Below are 17,844 nucleotides of genomic sequence, written 5' to 3' on the forward strand. Positions count from 1 at the left end.
GATGTCCATGCGCGTCTTCTCCACCGTGTCCCGTTCCGGCGCTCGCGCCCCAGTGTGATGACGCGCGGCGACCGGGTCAACGACTTCCGCGCCACCGCGCACTATAGGGGCGACACGCGGGTCACCCTGGGGTGCCGGGTGGCCGCCGCTCCGCCTAGCATCCCCTGCATGACGGTGCCGCCTGTTGACTTCGCCGATCTCGCCTCCGGGTTCCCTCCCGCGACGCGGGAGCGATGGCGCGAGCTCGCGCTCGGGGTGCTGCGCAAGTCGGGCTGGGAGGGCCGGGCGGACGAGGTGGAGCGGGCGCTGTCGTCGGCCACCTACGACGACGTCACGGTGGCCCCCCTGCACGACGCCGCCGGCCTTCCCGCCGCTCCGCGCCACGTCCGCCCGCCCGGCCCGTGGGACGTGCGGCAACGCCACGCCGACCCCGGCCCCGCCGCCACCAGGGAGGCGATACTCGCCGACCTGGAGAACGGCGTCACCTCGATCTGGCTCGACCTCGTGGCGATCGACCCGGCGGCGCTTCCGGACGTCCTGCGCGGCGTCCTGCTCGACCTCGCCCCGATCGTGCTCGACGCCGGGCCCCGAACGGCGGAGGCGGCCGAGATCTTCCTCCGGCTGGCCGGGGACACCGTGCTCCCCGGGGGGAGCCTGGGCGCCGACCCGATCGGGCTCGCCGCCCGCACCGGCGACCGGACGGCCCTCGACGACGGGCTGACCGTGGCGGCGTCGCTCGCGCGCCGGTGCGCCACCGGGCACCCGCGCCTGCGCGCCGTCACCGTGGACGCGCTGCCGTACCACGACGCGGGCGCCGCCGACGCGCAGGAGCTGGCCTGCTCGATCGCGACCGGGGTCGCCTACCTGCGGGCGCTGACGGGGGCCGGGCTGACGGTCGCCGAGGCCCTCGGGCAGATCGAGTTCCGGTACGCGGCCACGGCCGACCAGTTCCTGACGATCGCCAAGCTGCGGGCGGCCCGGCGGCTGTGGGCGCGGGTGGCCGACGTGATCGGCGGCCCGGCCGCCCAGCTCCAGCACGCGGTGACGTCCTCGGCGATGATGACGGTCCGCGACCCGTGGGTGAACATGCTGCGCACCACCGTGGCGTGCTTCGCCGCGGGGGTGGGCGGGGCCGACGCCGTCACGGTGCAGCCGTTCGACGCCTGCCTCGGGCTGCCCGACGCGTTCGCCCGGCGGATCGCGCGCAACACCCACGCGCTGCTGGCCGAGGAGGCGCACGTCGCGAAGGTCGCCGACCCGGCCGGCGGCTCCTGGTACGCCGAGAGGCTCACCGCCGACCTGGCCGCGCGGGCCTGGGAGCTGTTCCAGGAGATCGAACGGGCCGGCGGGATGGCCGCCGCCCTCGGCGGCCTGATCCCGGAGCGCCTCGCCGGCGCCCGCGACCGGCGGGCCGGCGACGTCGCGCACCGCCGGTTCCCCATCACGGGAGTCAGCGAGTTTCCCGATCTGGCCGAGCGGTCCCCGTCCCGCCGGCCCGGCGCGGGGCTCGCGGGCGGTGCCCTCACCGGCGGCACAGCAGGGGGCGCCGCGGGCGGCACGGCGGGTCTGCCGGTCACCCGATACGCCGCGGAGTTCGAGCGGCTGCGCTCGCTGGCCGACGCCCAGCCGGAACGGCCGGCGGTGTTCCTCGCCACGATCGGTCCGCTCGCGGCGCACACGGCGCGGGAGACGTTCGCCGCGAACCTGTTCGCCGCGGGCGGGATCGCGACCGTGGCGAGCGGTCCCCTGACCGATCCGGCGCAGATCGCGGCCGCCTTCCGCGAGTCGGGCGCGGCGGTCGCCTGCCTCTGCTCCGGCGACCGCCTGTACGGCGAGCACGCCGCCGCGGTGGCCGCGGCCCTGCGTGAGGCGGGGGCGCGCAGGATATGGCTCGCGGGGAAGGGCGACTATGAGGGTGTGGACGGCACCGTGCACACCGGATGCGACGCCCTGGCCGTGCTGCGCACCACCCTCAGCGACCTGGGCGTGACGTCCGCCGAGCAGGAAGTGAGCCGATGATTCCGGACTTCTCGCAGATCGAGCTGGGTTCGGGCGACGCGTCCGCGGCCCCGGACGGCGGCGCCGCCTGGGAGACGCCGGAGGGCATCCCGGTGCGGCAGCTGTACACGGCCGCCGACCTGGAGGGCGTGGGGTTCCTCGGGTCCTACCCCGGCATCCCGCCGTACGTCCGCGGGCCGTACCCGACCATGTACGTCACGCAGCCGTGGACGATCCGCCAGTACGCGGGCTTCTCGACGGCTGAGGAGTCGAACGCGTTCTACCGGCGCAACCTAGCGGCGGGGCAGAAGGGGCTGTCGGTCGCCTTCGACCTGGCCACCCACCGTGGCTATGACTCCGATCATCCCCGGGTGACGGGCGACGTCGGCATGGCGGGCGTGGCGATCGACTCGATCTACGACATGCGGCAGCTGTTCGACGGGATCCCGCTCGACCGGATGAGCGTGTCGATGACCATGAACGGCGCCGTGCTGCCGATCCTGGCCCTCTACATCGTGGCGGCCGAGGAGCAGGGGGTGCCGCCCGAGCGGCTCACCGGGACCATCCAGAACGACATCCTGAAGGAGTTCATGGTCCGCAACACCTACATCTATCCGCCCGAGCCGTCCATGCGGATCATCTCGGACATCTTCGCGTACACCTCGCGGCGGATGCCGAAGTTCAACTCGATCTCGATCTCCGGCTACCACATCCAGGAGGCGGGGGCCACCCTCGACCTGGAGCTGGCCTACACGCTCGCCGACGGGGTGGAGTATCTCCGGGCGGGGATGCGGGCGGGCCTCGACGTCGACGCGTTCGCGCCCCGGCTGTCGTTCTTCTGGTGCATCGGCATGAACTTCTTCATGGAGGTCGCCAAGCTCCGCGCCGCCCGGCTGCTGTGGGCCTCGCTCGTGCGGGGCTTTGGCGCGGCCGACCCCAAGTCGCTGTCGCTGCGCACCCACAGCCAGACCTCCGGCTGGTCGCTGACCGCCCAGGACCCGTTCAACAACGTGGCGCGCACCTGCGTCGAGGCGATGGCGGCGACCCAGGGGCACACCCAGTCACTGCACACCAACGCCCTGGACGAGGCCCTGGCCCTGCCGAGCGACTTCTCGGCGCGCATCGCCCGCAACACCCAGTTGCTGCTGCAACAGGAGTCGGGCACGACCCGCGTCATCGACCCGTGGGGCGGGTCCTACTACGTGGAGCGGCTCACCCATGATCTCGCCCGCGCCGCCTGGGGCCACATCCAGGAGGTCGAACAGGCCGGCGGAATGGCCCGGGCGATCGACCAGGGCCTGCCCAAGCTCCGGATCGAGGAGGCGGCCGCCCGCGCCCAGGCCCGGATCGACTCGGGCCGGCAGCCCGTCATCGGGGTGAACAGGTATCGCCCCGAGACCGAGGAGCCGATCGAGGTGCTCAAGGTCGACAACACCGCCGTGCGACGGCAGCAGATCGACAAGCTGCGCCGGCTCCGGGAGGAGCGGTCGGCCCCGGCGGTCGCGCAGGCCCTGGAGGCGCTGACCAAGGGCGCCGAGGCCGGTGACAACCTGCTGGAACTCGCCGTGAACGCGGCCCGGGCGAAGGCCACCGTCGGCGAGATCTCCGGCGCGCTGGAACAGGTCTTCGGACGCCACTCCGCCCAGATCCGTACCATTTCCGGGGTGTACCGTGCGGAGGTCGGCGACTCGGCCGGCGAGGTCAGGGCGGCGTGCGCCGAGTTCGAGAAGGCGGAGGGCCGCCGACCCCGCATCCTGGTGGCGAAGATCGGCCAGGACGGGCACGACCGCGGGCAGAAGGTGATCGCCAGCGGCTTCGCCGACCTCGGCTTCGACGTGGACGTCGGCCCGCTGTTCCAGACGCCCGAGGAGGTCGCGCGGCAGGCCGTCGAAGCGGACGTCCACGTGGTGGGGGTCTCCTCGCTGGCCGCCGGGCACCTGACGCTCGTGCCCGCCCTGCGGCGGGAGCTGGCCGGCCTCGGCGCCGACGACATCATGGTGGTGGTCGGCGGGGTGATCCCGCCGGGTGACATCGACGAGCTGCGTGACGCCGGAGCCACGGCCGTCTTCCTGCCCGGCACGGTCATCGCGGACGCCGCGCTTGAGCTGCTCCGCGACCTGTCCGCCCGGCTCGGCCATCCCGCCCCACCCCCGGCGGCGCCCCCGGCCGCCCCCTCGGCCGCGCCCGGACGATGACGGCCGCGATGGAGGACTACCTCCACGGCGTGCTGTCGGGGAACCGGCGGTGGATCGCGCGGGCGATCACGCTGGTCGAGTCGACCCGGGCCGACCACCGCGACGCCGCCCAGCGGCTGCTGGTCGAGCTCACCCCGCACGCCGGCGCGGCCCGGCGGGTGGGGATCTCCGGGGTTCCGGGGGCCGGCAAGTCGACGTTCATCGAGGCGCTCGGCACCCGGCTCACGGCCGCGGGGCACCGCGTGGCCGTGCTGGCCGTCGACCCGTCCTCGCGCAGGTCGGGCGGCAGCATCCTGGGCGACAAGACCAGGATGGCGCGCCTGTCCGCCGACCCGCGCGCGTTCATCCGGCCGTCTCCCACGGCGGGCACGCTCGGCGGCGTGGCCAAGGCCACCCGGGAGGCGATGGTCGTGGTCGAGGCCGCGGGCTACGACGTCGTGCTCGTCGAGACCGTCGGGGTCGGCCAGTCGGAGACCGCCGTGGCGGACATGGTCGACACGTTCCTGCTGCTCACCCTGGCGCGCACGGGCGACCAGCTCCAAGGCATCAAGAAGGGTGTGCTCGAGCTCGCCGACGTCATCGCCGTCAACAAGGCCGACGGCGAGCACGAGACGGCCGCCCGGCGCGCGGCCCGCGAGCTGTCCGGGGCGCTGCGGCTGCTGCACTCCGACACCCCCGTGCTGACCTGCAGCGGCCTGACCGGCGCCGGGCTCGACGAGGTGTGGGCGAAGGTCGTGCGCCACCAGGAAGGCCTCGACCTGGCGGGCAAGCGGAGCCGTCAGCAGGTCGAGTGGACGTGGTCGCTGGCCAGGGACCGGCTCCTCACCCGGCTGCGGGACAGCGCGGCGCCCGTCGCCGGGGAGATCGAGCGCCAGGTGCTCGACGGCACGCTCACCCCGTCGCTGGCCGCCGACCGGCTGCTCGCCGCGTTCCGGCCCGAGCCGCCCTCTCCCGGCGGCGCGGCGGAGAAGAACGTGGGGGAGAAGATCGTGGGGGAGAAGAACACAGCGCTGTCTGGATGACGCTTTTCCTCCCTGGTGGCAGATATCGCTACCCCTGTCGGGCGAAACGCACGATTGCACGTTTTCCCCGGCCTTGGCCGTGTGACGATGTGGCCGCTTCGGCGAGGGGTTCGCCGAAGGCGACACGACAACGCGCCACACAAGGGGGAGACCATGCCGCACGATCCGCTGGTTCCGGCGTCCGTGGGACGGGCCCTGCGGGACTACCGGGAACTGCTGTCCGAGCACGGGATCACGTGGGGAGAGCCGTCCCTCTCGTACGTGCGGATGATGACCTTCCTGCGGTTCCCGGCCGTGGCCGGCCGGATGGTCCCGGGGCCCGACCTGGACGAGGCGTTCCGCGACGCGCTGACGGGGGAGCCGCCGCACGGGCTCGCCGTGCTGCGGATCACGCCGGACGGTCACCGGCTGCGGCACGGCCCGGCGCGGGCGATCCTGTCGCCGGAGCCCCTCCCGCTCGCCCTGCTGGTGGACTCCGCCCGGCGGTCGCCCGTGCGGGTCACCGTGGACGGCACGCCGTACGAGATCAAGCCCGGGGGCGCCCGCCTGCTCGACGTCACGACCGGCGCGGACGTCCGGGTCGAAGGCGAGCCGGTCGGCGTGGCCGCCCTGACCCGGCCGGCCGCTCCGGCGCGGCTGCGGCTGCGGGCCGGGTTCCCGTGCCGCTGGACCGTCGTGTCGCCGGACGGCCAGGGCTGGTACCCGCCCGGCGTGCCCCACCGGCGCGACGGCGCCGACGTGCCGTTCTTCCACGGCGACGACCTGGTGGTCGACGTCCCGGCCGAGCGGCTCACGGTGCGGGTGGCGCGCGGCATGGAGTGGGACACGGCCGAGACGACGGTCGTGCCGAGGGCGGGGGAGGAGACGCCGGTCGCGCTCGCGCCCCGGCGGATCCACGACGCGGCGGCGCGCGGCTGGTACGGCGCCGACCTGCACGTGCACATGAACTGGGCCGGAGACCTGGTCGCCTCCCCGGCCGAGGCGGCGGCGGCCCAGCTCGGCGAGGACCTGCACGTCCTCAACCTGGTCGCCGGCAATGTCGGGGGCGAGCGCGTCTACGATCAGGAGGCGCTCCGGCACTGGGCCGGCCGGGATCTGCCGTGGTCGGACGCCGCCCATCTCGCCCGCATGGGGGTCGAGTATCGCAACGACCTGTTCGGGCACGTGCACGCCTTCGGGCTCGCCGCCCCGCCGCCCGTCTGTCACACCGGCTTCGGCTCGGACGCCGACTGGCCGCCCAACGGGAGCGTCATCGGCGAGCTCAGGGAGCCGGGGGCGGCGCTGGGCTACGCCCACCCGTTCCACGGCCCGGTCACCTCGCCCGAGGACGTGATCGGCGACGGACGGCGCGACTGCACGGGCCGGGCGCTGGTGGTCGACGCGGCGCTCGGCCTGGTCGACGGGGTGGAACTGCTCCACTTCTCCGACATGTCGGGCGTGCCGGGCAGCGTGACGGTCTACCGGCGGCTGCTCGGCGCGGGCTGCCGCCTCGCCGCGCTCGCCGGGACCGACACCATGCTGTCGTTCACCCGGCAGGAGACGGTGTCGAGCCCGCCCGGCTGGGAACGGGTCTACGCCCGACCCGACGGGCCGCTCACCGCCGAGTCGTACGCCCGGGCGCTGCGGCGGGGCCGGACCTTCGTGACCACGGGGCCCTGGCTGGAGCTGGAGGTGGACGGGCGGGGGCCGGGCGAGACGCTGGAGCCGCGGCGCGGCGACCGGGTGACGATCACGGCCCGCTCGGCCGGGCCGGAGGTGGAGCGCCTGGAGATCCGCACCGCCGCCGGACGCCTCGCCGAGGGGCCGGGCGGCGAGCTGCGGGCGACGCTCGACGTCACCGAGGCGACCTACGTGGTGGCCGTGGCGGCCGGGGGCCGGTCGTCGCGCTCGCCCCACCGGGACGCCTTCGCGCACACCAGCCCGGTCTACCTGGACGTGGACGGCCGCCGTGTGGGGCGGCCCGACGACGTCCGCTGGTGCCTGCGGTGGCTGGAACTGCTCGACGGGCTGGTGCGCGGCCGGGCCCGGCTGCGCACCCGCGCCCAGCTCCGCGACCACCTCGACCTCATCGAGAAGGCCCGCGCGGTCTACGAGTCGCGGCTGTAGCGGCCGGCGGGCCGGTCCCGCGTCCCAGGACCCCGGATCAGAGGTCGAGCGACGAGCCGCCGAAACGGTCGCGCAGGAACCGGCCCTGGTCGCGCAGGGCCTGCTCGTCCCCCCGGTAGACGGCCTCGGCGATCCTGCCGAGGCCCGTCTCCAGCAGCCCGAGCTGCGCCATCAGCTCCTCGTGCGCGCTGCGCTCCCGCTCGGCCCGCCGGGTCAGCGCGTACGACCGGGGCAGGTTCGCGTACGCCTCCAGGCTGGTCGGCAGGTAGTCGCGGATGGCCTGGGAGACCTCGTGGAGCTGGTCGGGGGAGGAGGTGAGCGCCTCGGCCCGGGCCAGGACGCCGCGCAGGACCGCGGCCAGCTCGCCGACCCGGCTCACCACGTCGGCGGGGAAGCGCGGCGGAGTCACCTTAGCCACCAGCGCGTCGAGGTCCTCCCGCAGCCGCCGGGTCTCGACCTCGGCGTGCGAGACGGTCAGCCGGACCCGGTCGGGCGGGGCGAGCAGCGCGCCGACGCCGTAGAGGCCGGCGACGACGATCGGCCACAGCGACCCGGCCAGGCCGAGGAAGTACAGCGCCAGGCCCGCCAGGGCGAGCACCGAGCCGACGATGTTGCGGGTCGACCCCAGGTAGGCGAGCACGCGATCACTGGTAGCCACGGATCTCCTTGAACGCCGACGCGAGCGAGCCCGTCCGCGCGTCGAACACGGCGCCGCCGGTGAGCTCGGCGACCCGCCGCATCTCGCCGGTGTCGCTGTCGCCGAACAGCACGACGAACGCCGGAGCCGTGCGGGACGCCGTCCGGTAGTACGCGGCGAAGTCGTCGTAGGTGGAGCCGTCGGTGTTCTCGCCGTCCGTCATCAGCACGATCGAGGTGAAGTCGCCGGTCGGCCGCTCGCCGGCGAGCGTGTCGTACGCCCTTCGCAGGCTGTCGTAGATGGCCGTCCCGCCGTTGGCGCCGAGCCCCTCGCCGTACGCGCGGATCTGGCCGAGCACGGCGGCGGAGTCCCGCTCCGGCACGGTGAACGTCCGCGGGTCGCCGGGAGCGGAGCTGAACGGCAGCAGGGTCACCGTCTCCCGGTCGCGGAAGCGGGAGAACTGCCCGGAGACCGAGGCGTCGGCCCCGGTCAGCGCGGCGAGCGCCTGCTTGAGCGCGTCGATGCGCTCGCCCCGCATCGAACCGGAGGTGTCGAGGACGAAGAGAGTGCGCGACGGCCTGCGGACCTGGTTGAGGTACGCGCTGATCAGCGCGTCGGCCGCGTCACGCCGGTTGGGGAAGGGCAGCTCCAGGAGCGGGGCCGCGCCGAACCTCGCGTCGGGCCTGACCTCGGGGACGATCGGCCGCCGGTTGGTCGTCGTCATGATCTCCCGCTGCACGTCGGGGGTGCGCAGCCACGACGCCAGCCTGTCGTACGCCTCCTTCCTGGGGGAGGAGGCGAGCAGCGTGAGGGGATAGTCGGCGGTGACCACGCCGTCGCGGGGATAGACGAGCGTGAGCGGCTCCTTCAGCGTGCCGGCCAGCCCTAGCAGCACGGACTCGTAGTTGATCAGCCCGTCAACCTGTCCGGCTGCTGTGCTTCCGCCCGTGCTCCCGTCGGCGCCGCGCCGCGCGAAGGCGTCCGCCAGCCAGCCGGAGGAGCCCGCCGTGAGGGTCTGCGCCGAGAAGAACCGGGTGAGACGCGGCGTGACCGCGTCGATCTGGGCCCTGTCGAGCGCCTCGCCCGCGTCCGACAGCGCCGCCGTCACCCCCACGAGGGCGGAGAAGCCCGAATTGGACGAGGCGGGGTTCGTCATGCCGAAGGTGAACCGGTGCTGTCCGGCGGCGGTCGCGATGTCCGCCCACGTGACCGGGTGGGTGTCCCAGCCCAGCTCGTGCGCCTTGGCGCGCCGCAGGCCGAGCACCACCGGGGAGATCATCACCTTGGTCTGGGTGGACAGCTTCGCGGACGCGCCGTCGATCAGCGACAGGTAGCGGTTGGAGGAGAACCAGGTCGCGTCGTAGCGGCCGTCGGCGGCGCCGCTCGCGACCTCGTCCGCGCCGTCGAGCGTCCCGGCGTACGTCAGCTTCACGGTGACGTGGGCGGCGCCGGCCGCCCTGGCCAGCAGCGGCTCCAGGTCCTTGACCTCGCTGCCGGCGAGGACGCGCAGCACCTCGGGCCCGTCGCGGCCGGGCTGATCGCCGGAGCCGCCGCAGGCCGCGACGGGGAGCAGCAGCAGGGCCGCGGCCCCCGCGACCGCCCGTCTCACGAGGCGTCCGGTGCGGTCGCTCATGAGGCCGCGGCCTCGTCGCCGCGGCGGGCCCGCTCCAGGAACGCGCGGGCGTGGTCGAGCTCGGCGGTGAGGCTGTCGACCGTGACGGCCATGTTCTCGACCGCCTTGGCCTTGAAGCCGTCGATCATGTCCATGGTCGAGTAGACGTTGTCGAAGGCCCGGCTCAGCGTCTCCATGCTGACCGACGTCGACGCCGCCTGCGTCTGGATCTGGCCCGCCTGGGTGCGGAGCATCTCGCTGGTCGCGAGGATCAGGTCCGACGTGGTGGCGTTCAGCGCGGTGATCTGGTCGAGCACGAGCTTCTGGTTGGCCAGCGCCTGCGCGACGGTGACGGCGGTGCGCAGCGCGGCGATCGTCGTCGTGGTGGCGCGGTCGACGCCCTTGATGAGCTCCAGGTTGTTCCGGCGGACCAGGTCGAGCGCGAGGTAGCCCTGCGCCGAGACGGCGAGCTGGGTCAGCAGGTCCTGGTGCTTCTGCCGGACGCCGAACAGCGCGTCGGACTTCAGCGCCGTCGCCCGGTCCGGGTCGGCCGGCTCGATCGCGGCGATGCGCTCCTCCAGGGCCGCGTCGAGCGCCGCCGCGAGGACGGCGTACTCCTGGAGCTTCGTCATCGACTCCCAGAGATTCGCCTTCTCACCCTCGATCGCCGCGTTGTCCTTGCGCAGCTCGTCCTGGCCCGACGCGAGCGCGCGCACGATGTCGTCGATGTGCTTCTGGGCGCTCTGATACTTGGCGAAGTAGTCGCGCAGCCGGTCGCCGAACGGGATCAGCCCGAGCAACCGTCTCGTCCCGCTCGACGCCTGTTTGGGATCGAGGTCGACGATCGTGCGGCGCAGCGCCACCAGCTGCCCGGCCACCAGGGCCTGCGCGTCGGCGCCCTCGCCCCTGGCGGAGGCGAGCGCGGCGACCGGGCGCTTCAGCATCCGGTTGGCCACCTGGGACGACGCCCTGATCTCCGCGTCGCCCATGGCCGTGATGTCGTGCACCTTCCGGCCGAACTCCGGCGACCGGTGATCGAGCCCGGCCAGCTCGCCGGCGAAGCCCGCGGCCCTGCGGGCCAGCTCCGCGCTCCGCTCGTCGGGCATCGGCAGCATGGTGGCCGCCTTCTCGACCGGCACCGGCTCTACCGGAGCGGGAGGGGTCAGCACCAGATCGTTGGACACCGTTCGGTCTCTCCTCGCTGGGGGCGCCACGGGGGCGGTTCAGGACGACGGCTTGCCGGCGGCCGGGTAGCGCCGCTCGATCGCCGAGATCAGCTGCTCCAGGTGGTCGTACGTCGGCGGCTCGACCACGTCGACCAGACCCGGGGGGATGGGTGCCTTCGCGGCGGAGACGAGGCCGGCGAAGACCTTCGGATCCGACGTTCGGAAGCCGAACCTCGCCTCGAGGCCGGCGAACTGCGGGTCCTCCTGCAGGAGCCGGCCGACCTCGGCGGCCGTGTCCGTGAAGGGCACCAGCGTGTGCTTGCTGAGCATGGTCGGAGCGGGGTAGAGAAGCCGCATGTCGGGCCTGATCGCCCCGTCGGCGGCGAACAGCCGGGACGCGTACTGCGCCTCGTAGATCACCACCAGCGGCGTCTTGCCCGCGCCGATCGCCAGATAGTCCTCGAACGGCCCCTCGCTGGACGACTCCGAGTAGCCCTGGTCGAGGAAGAGCGGGGCGACCGTCCCGGCCACCCGGTCCGCCTGCCCGGCGGAGCCGACGACGTCGTCGCCGTTCGCGACGTAGCTGGTCGCGGCGAGATACATGGCGGCCGAGTTGGACGTGCGGATGTCGGTCGTGGTCGGCAGCACCCGCTTGCGCGCCGGGTAGGCGGTGTTGCCCGGCAGGGCGTCCCAGCGCGTCCCCTTGGCGACCAGGCCGAGGAATCGCTTCAGGTCGAGCACCTGATAGCCGGCGCCCGAGTCGCGGACCACCCCCGCCCTGGCCAGCACGTCGGCGATCGGCGCGAACGTGGCGATCGCCATGGGCGAGTAGAACGGCGAGTAGACCCGGGTGGCGCCGCGCTTCTGCTTGATCTTCTCGGCCGCCGGCACGCTCGACGGGAACGCGAAGTCGTACCTGCTCAGGTCGACCGAGGTCGCGATCTCGCGCGAGCCCGCCGTGTCGACCTCGACCCGCAGCCCGTGCCGGGCGAACGCGGCCCGGACACCGGGGTCGTCGAAGAACGGCTTCTTCTCCGAGCCGATCACGCCGTGGACCGTGACCAGGGCGGCCGGGGCGTCCCCGCCGTCATCCCCCCGGTTTCCCAGGACGAGGGCCGCGGCCACGGCCGCGCCGAGGAGCAGCGCCAGCCCGGCGCCGATCCGACGTCTCATCGATTTTCCTTCGCGCACTCCTGGAGGCCGGAGGCCCCGCACCCCGAATTATGGGATATTCCAGGAAAACGCGAGCGAAGAAAGGCCGACGTATTTTTAATTCAGTGGCCGTTCACCGATATTTCATGTAAAAAGCGCGCGACCCCAGTAGTCACCGGCGTCGACGACTCCCGGGGGGCAGGCGAACAGGCCGCTGGAGACGTGTTTGATGTATTCGTTCAGCGCGTCCTTGGCCGACAGCGTCCGCTGGATGGGCGTGAACTGCGTGCGCGGGTCGCGCTGGTAGGCCATGAAGAAGAGGCCCGCGTCGAGCCGTCCCAGCCCGTCGGATCCGTCCACGAAGTTGTAGCCACGGCGCAGCAGCCGCGCGCCGCCGTGCGACGACGGGTGGGCGAGCCGCACGTGGGAGTCGGCCGCGATGACCGGCTTGCCGTCGGGGCCGGTCTTGGCGAAGTCGGGCGCGTCGAACTCGGCGGCGCCGGTGAGCGGCGCCCCCTTGCCCTTGTCGCGGCCGAAGATCGCCTGCTGCTCGGCGAGCGGGGCCCGGTCCCAGGTCTCGATGTGCATCCTGATCTTGCGGGTGACCAGGTAGCTGCCGCCGTCCATCCAGTCCGGGCCGTCCCCGGGGGCGGCCCACAGATACTCGCGGAGCATGTCGGTGTCCTCGAGCTTCAGGTTGTTGGTGCCGTCCTTGAAGCCCATGAGGTTGCGCGGGGTCGTCTGGGCCCGCGACGTCGAGGAGGTCCGGCCGAACCCGAGCTGGGAGTAGCGCACCGCGACCTTGCCGAAGCCGATCCTGGCCAGGTTGCGGATGGCGTGGACCGCCACCTGCGGGTCGTGCGCGCACGCCTGGACGCAGAGGTCGCCGCCCGAGATGTCCTTCTGCAGGTCGTCACCCGGGAAGGCGGGCAGGTCGGCCAGGGCCGGCGGCCGGCGGCCGGCCAGCCCGAACCGCTCGTCGAACAGGGAGGTGCCGAAGCCGATCGTCAGCGTCAGCCCGGACGGCGGCAGGCCGAGCGCCTCGCCCGTGTCGTCCGGGGGCGCCTCCGGGTCCCCGCCGACCGCGCCGAACGTCCCCGCGTCCCTGCCCTGGGTCATCCGGGCCGCGGCGGCGGTCCAGCGCTGGAGCAGGTCGACCAGTTCGTCGCGCTTGCGAGTGGTGACGTCGAACGCGGCGAAGTGCAGCCGGTCCTGCGCGGGGGTGGTGATGCCCGCCTGGTGACCGCCGTAGAACGGCACGGAGCCGGATGCGGCGGATGCGCCGGCCGCGGGAGTGTGCTCCCTGGCCTCCCGGGTGACGGCGCTCGCCGTGGCCGCGCCCGCTCCGACCACGGCCACGCCGGCGGCGCCGAGGCCGAACAGGCCGCGGCGGCTGATGCGCCCGCCGCCCCGCCCGGTCATCCGGCCACCACCGCGGCCACCCCGCTGATGGGCTCGGCCAGCGCGTTGATCGTGTCGGACAGCGCCCGGAGCTGGTCCTTGGACAGCTCGGTGTGGAGCTGCCAGCCGTCCCCGTCGCGGTGCGCCTCCAGCGCGGCCTGGGCCGCGGCGAACTTCTCGTCCAGCGTCTTCACGAGGGCGGGGTCGCGCTGCTGGAGCACCGGGCGCAGCGACTGGATCGCGGCCTTCGAGCCCTCCAGGTTGGCGTCGAAGTCCCACAGGTCGGTGTGGGAGTAGCGGTCCTCCTCGCCGGTGATCTTGCCGGTCGCGACCTCGTCGAGCAGGCCCTTCGCGCCGTTGGCCAGCAGCACCGGGGACAGCTCCGCTGCGTTGGCCTTCTGCACGATCGTGGTGACGTCGGCCAGGAGCTTGTCGGCGATCGGGCCGTCCTTCTTGACGTCCTTCTTCACCCACAGATCCTTCTCGATGCGGTGGAAGCCGGTCCATTCCTGGCCCTGCTCCACGTCGTTCTCCCGGGCGTCGATCGCCGGGTCGAGGTCGCCGAACACCTCGGCCACCGGCTCGATGCGCTCCCAGTAGGTGCGGGCGACCGGGTAGAGGTCCTTGGCCTTCTCCACGTCTCCGGCCTTGACGGCCTCGGTGAACTCGCGGGTCTTGTCCAGCAACGTGTCGGACTGGCTTTTGATGTACCGCTTGTAGCTGGCGACGGCCTCGGCGAGCTGGGCGTTCTGCGTGAGCGGCTTGTGCTCACCGGTGACCTTGAGCGGATTGCGGATGCCGTTGCCGGTCATCCCCGGCTTGCAGGCCGTCTCGTACATGCCCGCCGGAAGCTCCATCACGACCTCGCGGGTGAGGCCGGGCACGATGTTCTCGACCTCGCCCATCACCCGGTCGCCCTGGGCGTACACGTAGAACTCGGTGACCTTGGTCCCGTTGTTGGTGACGGAGAACGTCGAGGTGCCAGCGGCGACCTGGGAGGCGCTCACGTCGCACCGGGTGTCCCCGGCGGTGACGGCGACCTTCCCGGCCGCCGGCTCTCCGGCGCCGGCCGTGCCGGTGCCGGACCCGGAGGTGGACGAGGAGCAGCCCGCGAGGGCGATGACCGCGGCGCCGCCGAGGAGCGCGGCGGCGGAGACGAGGGGAGCGCGCATGCGTGGACTCCGGTCAGGAAGCCGGCTGGGCCGACTTGGGGGCGGGGGCGGCCGGCTTCGCGCTGCCGGGCCGCAGGAACAGGAAGAGGACGGGCACCACGTAGACGACCCAGGCGATCGTCTCCAGCACCGTGGGCTGGGCGGTGAGGTTGAACATCCCGCTGATCACCATCGAGTACCAGGCGGACGGGTCGAGGATCCCGCTGAGGTCGAACGCGTGGGTGGCCAGGCCCGGCAGGACACCGGACTCCTGCAGATCGTGCACGCCGTACTTGAAGATGCCGGCGGCGACCAGGACCAGCAGCAGCCCGGTCCACGTGAAGAAGGTGGTGAGGTTGATCTTGAGGGCGCTCCGGTAGAGGCCCCAGCCGAGCGCGACCGAGGTCAGCAGCCCGAGGGTGATGCCGGTGAGGGGGCTGGCGCTCGTGGTGGCGCCCTGCACCGCGGCGAACCACAGCAGCGCGGTCTCCAGGCCCTCCCTCGCGACGGACAGGAAGGCCACGACGACGACCGCCGTCGCGCCGAGCTCGAGCGCCTCGCTCAGCTTCTCGCGCAGGTGGCCCGACATCTTCCGGGCGGCGGTGCGCATCCAGAAGATCATGAAGGTGACGAAGACGGTCGCGGCCAGCGAGGCGATCGCGTCGAAGAGCTCGTGTTGCTGGGAGGGGAGGTGCGCGGCGGTGAAGGTGAGAAGCGCGCCGAACCCCACCGACAGCAGGACGGCTCCTCCGACGCCCGCGTACACCAGCGGCAGGCGGTCGCGGCGGTCGCTCTTCACGAGGAAGGCGATCAGAATCGACACGACGAGTGTCGCCTCAAGGCCCTCACGCAGGCCGATGAGGTAGCTGGCGAACACGAGGAGGCCCTTCGGTAGATCGGTAAGCCTTACCTAAATTAGGACAGGGTTACCTTACTCGCAAGGGCTGAAGGTCATCGAGACGGGTAGACCTTTGTCACATTCCGCGGCTGGTGGGGCTGGAGCGTCCCGCTGAGCCGTCGCGGCGAGATGACGCCGGAGACCGGGGGCGGCATGGGGGCGGCATGGCGACGGCCGCCGCCCGGCGAGCGGGACGGCGGCCGTCGGCTGCGGAACTCGGCTGGAGAACTCAGCTGGAGAACAGGGCCTCCACCCAGCTGCGGTGGCGGTGATGGCCGTGGTGGCCGCCGTGGTGAGCACCCCAGGCGGGGCCGCCGTGGGGAGGCGGGGGAGCGTAGCTCTGCTGTGCCCACTGTGCCTCCATCCGGGTCAGCGTCTCCAGCTCGCCGTAGTCCAGGAAGATCCCCCGGCAGTTGTCACACTGCTCGATGTGGACCCCGTTGCGGTCGAACGTCCGCATCCGGCCACGGCACTTGGGGCACTCCATTTCCAACGTCTCCCTGTCTAGATCGATACCGTCGTGGCCGCCACGATCCGCTCGCAGGCGGAGACCAGCGCCTCGGCGGCCGGGTCGAGCGGTTCGCCCGCCCGCCACGCCGTCGCGACGGCCGTCGCGGCCAGTTGGACGGTCAACGCCCGGGCCGGCGCGTCGAGTTCCCGCCACGGATCGCTTGCGGAGACGGCGGGTCCACCGGCCGCGAGGTAGGACGACAGGAACCGGTCCCACGAGCCCGGGTCGAGCAGGCCGGCGGCGTACCACGCGGCGGGCCGGCCGAGGTCCCAGGCGGCGTCGCCCCCGCCGAGGTCGTCGGGGTCGATCAGCAGCCACCCGCCACGCCGGCGGACCAGCTGCCCCAGATGCCAGTCGCCGTGCGTGAGCCTGGTGGGCGGCGCTCCGTCGAGGTCGTCGTCCGGCCGCATGCCCGGCCGCGCATCCGGCCGCGCATCCCGCGGCGTGTCCGGCCACAGCGTCCGGTAGGCCGCCCGCACCGGCGCCGCGATCGCGGCCGGCACGCCCGCGTCGTCGAGCTTCGCCAGGGCGCGGCGCGCCCTGGCCGGGCCGCCCGCGGGAGGCAGCCCCGGAGGGACCGGCCGGGAGTGCAGGCGGGCCAGCAGGCGGCCGCCCTCCTCCCAGGGAGCCGCGCCGGCGTCCAGGTCGTCCACGGTGATCGGCTCCCCGGCCGGCCACAGGCTGACGAGCCGGTCGCCCAGCCGTTCCAGGCCGAGAGGCGCCAGCAGCACGTAGTCAAGCTCCCGGACGGCGGCCAGCCTGCGCGCCAGGGCGTCCCCGTCCGTGGCCGGGGGATGGGCCTTGACCACGACGTCGCCCACGCGGATCACCAGGACGCGGGTCCGCTTGAGCACGGTCACAGGACCCTCGCGGCCGGACAGCCGGACGAGGTCGTCGACCGAGGGGAGTGGAGGGGAGGAATCGGTCACCGGGCCAGCCTAGGTCGGCACGCGCGGCGCCGGGCGGCGGTCTGCCGGGGGGTCTGTCCGGGGCCTGCCGGGGGCATGCCGGGGCCCCCGATCGCCGTTGCGGGCGTCCCGGCCCGGCACCGGCCACCACCTGGGATCTTCACGCCCGACCGGCGGTAATACTGTGCTGGTATGAAGATTGGATTCGGAGTTCCGGTCGCGGGCTCATGGGCCACCCCGGACAATATGAAGCAGGTGGCCCGGCGGGCCGAGGAGCTCGGCTACGACGGGCTGTGGAACTTCCAGCGGCTCCTCTACGTCGAGGGGCTCCCGCCCACCTACCGGAGCGTGCACGATCCGCTGGTCCAGCTGTCCTACCTGGCCGCCGTCACCGAGCGGATCCGGCTCGGTGTGGCCGTGCTGAACCTGCCCTTCTTCGCCCCCGCCCTGCTGGCCAAGCAACTCGCCACGCTGCAGGAGGTGTCGGGCGGCCGGCTCGACGCGGGGCTCGGGCTGGGATCGCAGGAGCACGAACTGGTCGCCGTGGGCGTGCCGAAGGAACGGCGCGGCCGGCGCGCCGACGAGTACCTCGAACTGCTGCACCGGCTGCTGGCCGGCGGCCCGGTGGAGCACCGGGGGGAGTTCTACCAGGTGCCCGCGTCGGAGTTCGCCCCCGCGCCGGCGATCGCGCCGCCGCTGCTGCTCGGCGGCTCCGCGCGGCCCGCGCTCGAGCGGGCGGGCCGGCTCGCCGACGGCTGGATCAGTTCCAGCCGGGCGGACCTGTCCGCCATCGACCAGCAGATCGAGATCGTGCGGGAGGCGGCCAGGCAGGCCGGGCGCGACCCCGGCGCGCTGCGCTTCATCGTGCGCGGCGTCACGCTCGTCCGCGACGAGGACGGCGGCCCGCTGACCGGGTCGTACGACAAGATCCGCCGGGATGTCGAGGCGCTGGCCGCCAAGGGGATCACCGAGGTGTTCCACGACCTCAACTTCGACCCCGAGATCGGCAGCCCGGACGCCGATCCGCGCGAGTCCATGCGCCGGGCGGAGGAGGCCCTTCGGGAGCTGGCCCCCTCGGCCGGGTGAC

The 17,844-nt window shown here is 73.3% G+C and carries 14 protein-coding genes; 5 read left to right on the plus strand and 9 right to left on the minus strand.

Annotated elements, in window-relative coordinates; genetic code table 11:
* The first annotated feature begins 168 nt into the window (after positions 1-168).
* The 4 genes from JOL79_RS09575 to JOL79_RS09590 all read left to right on the plus strand — a co-directional run bounded on the left by JOL79_RS09575 (position 169) and on the right by JOL79_RS09590 (position 7,321).
* Positions 169-2,019 carry a methylmalonyl-CoA mutase family protein gene (locus JOL79_RS09575; protein ID WP_210155360.1) on the plus strand — a complete coding sequence of 617 codons (1,851 nt, stop codon included), beginning with the start codon at positions 169-171 and terminating at the stop codon, positions 2,017-2,019.
* Positions 2,016-4,193: a methylmalonyl-CoA mutase gene (gene scpA / locus JOL79_RS09580; RefSeq protein WP_210155361.1), complete on the plus strand. Its 2,178-nt coding sequence runs from the start codon at positions 2,016-2,018 to the stop codon at positions 4,191-4,193. Before JOL79_RS09575 ends, scpA begins: the two co-directional genes overlap by 4 nt.
* 8 nt (positions 4,194-4,201) lie before the next feature.
* Positions 4,202-5,215 carry a methylmalonyl Co-A mutase-associated GTPase MeaB gene (meaB, locus tag JOL79_RS09585; RefSeq protein WP_372446743.1) on the plus strand — a complete coding sequence of 338 codons (1,014 nt, stop codon included), beginning with the start codon at positions 4,202-4,204 and terminating at the stop codon, positions 5,213-5,215.
* A 153-nt stretch (positions 5,216-5,368) separates the two neighbouring features.
* Positions 5,369-7,321: a CehA/McbA family metallohydrolase gene (locus tag JOL79_RS09590; RefSeq protein ID WP_210155363.1), complete on the plus strand. Its 1,953-nt coding sequence runs from the start codon at positions 5,369-5,371 to the stop codon at positions 7,319-7,321.
* A gap of 37 nt (positions 7,322-7,358) precedes the next feature.
* Here the strand turns inward: JOL79_RS09590 and JOL79_RS09595 are convergent, their stop codons facing one another.
* The 9 genes from JOL79_RS09595 to JOL79_RS09635 all read right to left on the minus strand — a co-directional run bounded on the left by JOL79_RS09595 (position 7,359) and on the right by JOL79_RS09635 (position 16,778).
* Positions 7,359-7,979, minus strand: coding sequence for a hypothetical protein (locus JOL79_RS09595; protein ID WP_210155364.1), 621 nt, complete (start codon positions 7,977-7,979; stop codon positions 7,359-7,361).
* Positions 7,966-9,591 carry a vWA domain-containing protein gene (locus JOL79_RS09600; protein ID WP_210155365.1) on the minus strand — a complete coding sequence of 542 codons (1,626 nt, stop codon included), beginning with the start codon at positions 9,589-9,591 and terminating at the stop codon, positions 7,966-7,968. The genes JOL79_RS09595 and JOL79_RS09600 overlap by 14 nt, the downstream gene beginning before the upstream one ends.
* A complete protein-coding gene (locus tag JOL79_RS09605) occupies positions 9,588-10,754 on the minus strand; it encodes a toxic anion resistance protein (protein WP_307848437.1) in 1,167 nt (388 codons plus the stop codon). Before JOL79_RS09605 ends, JOL79_RS09600 begins: the two co-directional genes overlap by 4 nt.
* A 39-nt stretch (positions 10,755-10,793) precedes the next feature.
* Complete coding sequence (locus JOL79_RS09610; RefSeq protein WP_210155366.1) at positions 10,794-11,909, minus strand: hypothetical protein; 1,116 nt, start codon at positions 11,907-11,909, stop codon at positions 10,794-10,796.
* A gap of 123 nt (positions 11,910-12,032) precedes the next feature.
* A complete protein-coding gene (gene efeB, locus JOL79_RS09615; RefSeq protein WP_210155367.1) occupies positions 12,033-13,310 on the minus strand; it encodes an iron uptake transporter deferrochelatase/peroxidase subunit in 1,278 nt (425 codons plus the stop codon).
* The gene (gene efeO / locus JOL79_RS09620; RefSeq protein ID WP_210155368.1) at positions 13,307-14,461 is read right to left on the minus strand and encodes an iron uptake system protein EfeO; all 1,155 of its coding nucleotides are present in this window, start codon (positions 14,459-14,461) and stop codon (positions 13,307-13,309) included. Before efeO ends, efeB begins: the two co-directional genes overlap by 4 nt.
* Before the next feature lie 13 nt (positions 14,462-14,474).
* On the minus strand, positions 14,475-15,317 hold the full coding sequence (gene efeU / locus JOL79_RS09625; protein ID WP_210155369.1) for an iron uptake transporter permease EfeU: 843 nt from the start codon (positions 15,315-15,317) through the stop codon (positions 14,475-14,477).
* Positions 15,318-15,567: 250 nt separating this feature from the next.
* Complete coding sequence (locus JOL79_RS09630) at positions 15,568-15,825, minus strand: TFIIB-type zinc ribbon-containing protein (RefSeq protein WP_210155370.1); 258 nt, start codon at positions 15,823-15,825, stop codon at positions 15,568-15,570.
* Positions 15,826-15,842: 17 nt separating this feature from the next.
* On the minus strand, positions 15,843-16,778 hold the full coding sequence (locus tag JOL79_RS09635) for a phosphotransferase family protein (protein WP_210155371.1): 936 nt from the start codon (positions 16,776-16,778) through the stop codon (positions 15,843-15,845).
* Between the two features lie 171 nt (positions 16,779-16,949).
* Here JOL79_RS09635 and JOL79_RS09640 point away from each other — a divergent pair, with 171 nt between their 5' ends.
* Positions 16,950-17,843 carry an LLM class flavin-dependent oxidoreductase gene (locus JOL79_RS09640; RefSeq protein WP_210155372.1) on the plus strand — a complete coding sequence of 298 codons (894 nt, stop codon included), beginning with the start codon at positions 16,950-16,952 and terminating at the stop codon, positions 17,841-17,843.
* Position 17,844: the final 1 nt, after the last annotated feature.

Origin of the sequence: Microbispora oryzae (assembly GCF_017896165.1) — a bacterium.
GTDB lineage: Bacteria > Actinomycetota > Actinomycetes > Streptosporangiales > Streptosporangiaceae > Microbispora > Microbispora oryzae.